This is a genomic window from Marinobacter excellens LAMA 842 (assembly GCF_001574445.1).
Lineage (GTDB): Bacteria > Pseudomonadota > Gammaproteobacteria > Pseudomonadales > Oleiphilaceae > Marinobacter > Marinobacter shengliensis.
The window spans coordinates 1-2,995 of record NZ_LOCO01000051.1 but is presented as its reverse complement, the minus strand read 5'-3'; the positions used below and the strand labels follow the sequence as shown (position 1 = coordinate 2,995).

The 2,995-nt window shown below is 48.6% G+C and carries 2 protein-coding genes; both read left to right on the top strand.

Going from position 1 to position 2,995, the window contains the following annotated elements:
• On the top strand, nucleotides 1-590 hold a 590-nt coding region (locus tag J122_RS24910; RefSeq protein ID WP_264753589.1), incomplete at its 5' end, for a flagellin.
• A gap of 116 nt (nucleotides 591-706) precedes the next feature.
• Nucleotides 707-2,767 (top strand): 6-hydroxymethylpterin diphosphokinase MptE-like protein, encoded by a 2,061-nt coding sequence (locus J122_RS19940; RefSeq protein ID WP_061334024.1) that lies wholly within the window; start codon nucleotides 707-709, stop codon nucleotides 2,765-2,767.
• Nucleotides 2,768-2,995 lie beyond the last annotated feature (228 nt).

Here is a 2,995-nt window from a genome sequence, read left to right as displayed (position 1 = left end):
AGGGGTTGACTGCGAGTAGCAACTCTACTGGTGTTATCCTGACTAATGCGGACGGCAAAAACATTACCATCACTGCTGAGACAACGGCTGTCGGAACCGCTGCGGCTACCGCGACAGGAAGCACGTCAGGGCTCGCATTAACAATTGGTACTGCCGCAGGCGCTGTGCTCCGCGGACAAGTGACAATTGAGGCGCTTGAAGATATTACCATCGGCGGTAATGCGCCAGAGAATGCCGGTTTTCTCGCGGGTGGCGAAACCATTACTGCCTCGGGGAACCTTGAAGGTGTTGATATTCGAACCGTGGCCGGCGCCAACGATGCAATAAAACGCGTTGATTCAGCGCTTACCACAATCAATGCTATCCGAAGTGAGCTAGGCGCCGTCCAAAACCGCTTCGAGTCCACGATCGCGAATCTAAGCACCACATCAGAAAATCTGAGCGCAGCAAACAGTCGAATTCGTGACGCAGACTTCGCTGCAGAGACTGCCGAGCTTGCTCGAACTCAGGTCCTTCAGCAGGCAGGCTTGTCGGTTCTAGCGCAAGCAAACGCGAGACCTCAGCAGGTACTCCAGCTCCTCCAAGGATAAGTTTCAGACAAAGCATAGCTCCGTAACGAGCCCTTCGGTACGGAGCTATTCCTTACGCCTGACTTATAACCATATGCTAAGATGACTCAAAACTCAGCAGCATCCCGGAGTTCGCAGTGGTTAAAAACAAAGCCCTGGAATTTGTTCGTCGTCGCGAAAACAACCTCCTTTTCTTCAAGAAATTTTACCCTGACATCTACCGTTACTACGCAAACTATACGCTGACCGAAGCTGAAGTCGTTATTAGCAACGTAGAAGACGAACTCGACCTTAATCTGGGAGAAGTATCTCTATATCAAGGACAAGGCAAACAACGAGCGCACCAAGGTGTCGAGCTCTTCAAGTCAACATTCGCGCACAATAAATTACTCCCATCGCTTCCCCCGCCTTGGCCCGGTGATTACCACCATCCTCGCTTCGCTCACCGCGCAATCGACCAGATCATCAGAAAATCACCATTAAACAAAGAAGACTTCAAAGGATACCCAATCCCAAACTTCTACCCATTGGTTGTTTTCCAAGGCGTGGGACTTGGCCTTCAAATTGAGGAGCTCGTCACAACAACGGATGTTGAAAACGCAATAGTGATTGAGCCTAATTTAGAAATTTTTGGTGCCAGCCTTCTAACGGTGGACTGGGCAAAAGTGTGCTCAACATTCCAGCGCGCGGGCCGATCCATACGCTTTTTAATTGGTGTCGAAAAAACGGAAGATGCGATCTGGCCAGCTCTGGTAAAACATTTGATGCACTTCACACCAATGTTCCCGGTAATGAACCTGTTCCTTAACGAGCGCGGGGACAAAACAATGGATGCAGTTGCAAAACGCATCAACCGTGAAGCGATCACAACTCTCACAACCTGGGGCCATTACGATGACGAGGTGCGCCAATTAAATAATGCGCTTCATGCTTTTCATATGGGCGTTAAGGTCATACCCGAAATAAATTCCATTCCGTCAAGTATACCAACAATTATTGTTGGGAGCGGTCCATCGCTTGATGACCGTATAGATGGATTAAAATCCAATCGCGAAAACATAATAATTGTCAGTGCTGGGACGGGGCTGAGGGCCCTCATCGAGAACGATATTTATCCTGATTTTCATGTTGAGCTGGAGTCAGATTACCTGAACTACCGCGTGATCAGTTCCTATGACCGGAAAAAGCTTAAGTCCATCCGAATTATTGCAGCATCTCAGATCTGCCCATTGATTTGGGACCTGTTTGGAGAACAGCGCCTCTACTTCAAGAAAGAAAACCCAATCGGAGCGCTGTTCGGCTCGCCAGAAACAAGTATTTCTGGCGGAGCTCCAACCTGTACTAATGCTGCGATTGCATTATGCACCCAGCTTGGACTGCGCAACATCTTCCTTTTCGGAACAGATTTCGGGTTTCGCGACCATGGACGGCACCACTCCAAGCGATCCGTGTACATGGAGAGTGAGGACGATACCATCGGTACAGAGCTTAAAAAGGGAGCAAGCAAAGTCTTCCAACAATCCAATACCTTCAAAGTACAAGGCGTAAACGATAGCGTGGTTTTTACCACTCCCATCTATTTCACCGCAAAGAGAGCCGTCGAAGGTCTTATTGGGGCAACGCTAGCAGCATCCTCGGCCTATAAGTTTTTTAACTGCGCAGACGGCGCAGCGATTGAAGGCTCAACCTGGATAACCGAAGCTCAATTCAACGATGCGATAATAGAGCTGGGTGATAAAAACGAGAGAGCTCGAGTTCTGAAAAAACTGTTCAGCAACGAATCACAAGCCATCTCACTAAAAAATTTAGAAAACACCCTCGACGTAACTTGTGAAAAGCTGAGTCACCTTGCAAAAAAAATTGAGGGAATGATAAAGAGCCAACGCGTCAGAGGGAAGAAAGACATTACGAGACTGTCCTCTGGAATCAGTCGCTACTTAGAAGGGGAGTTAATTCAAAGCGATCCAGGGTTCTATTACATGATACGAGGCGCAGTCAGGCACCATCTCTATGCTGGATTCGCACACGCCCTTGCCATGAACGACGAAGGCGATGTTGCGGCTTATCTAGATCGCTGGAAGAAGAGCTTTACAGATTCAATGGCCGCTTTACCCGACCACTTCAAATCTGTCACCAGTAAACGCTACTCACTGAATGATGATCCCTGGGTTCGGCAATCCATTAACGACCCAGAATAGCGACCAAAGGTTGCTAAATCCAAAGGGGATTCCATAACTGGATCCCCTACCCCAAAACTGGCACACCGTTCGCTCCACCTCCCCTAAACCGTCAAAATACTGCAAACCTTTGCCGCATCGAATCATGGCGAGTTATGGTGATTTCTGGTGTATGGAAGCAGGTTGAAGGGGTGGCGTATCCTGTTGGTTGATCACCGCCAAGATCACAACCAACAGAGGAATGATACG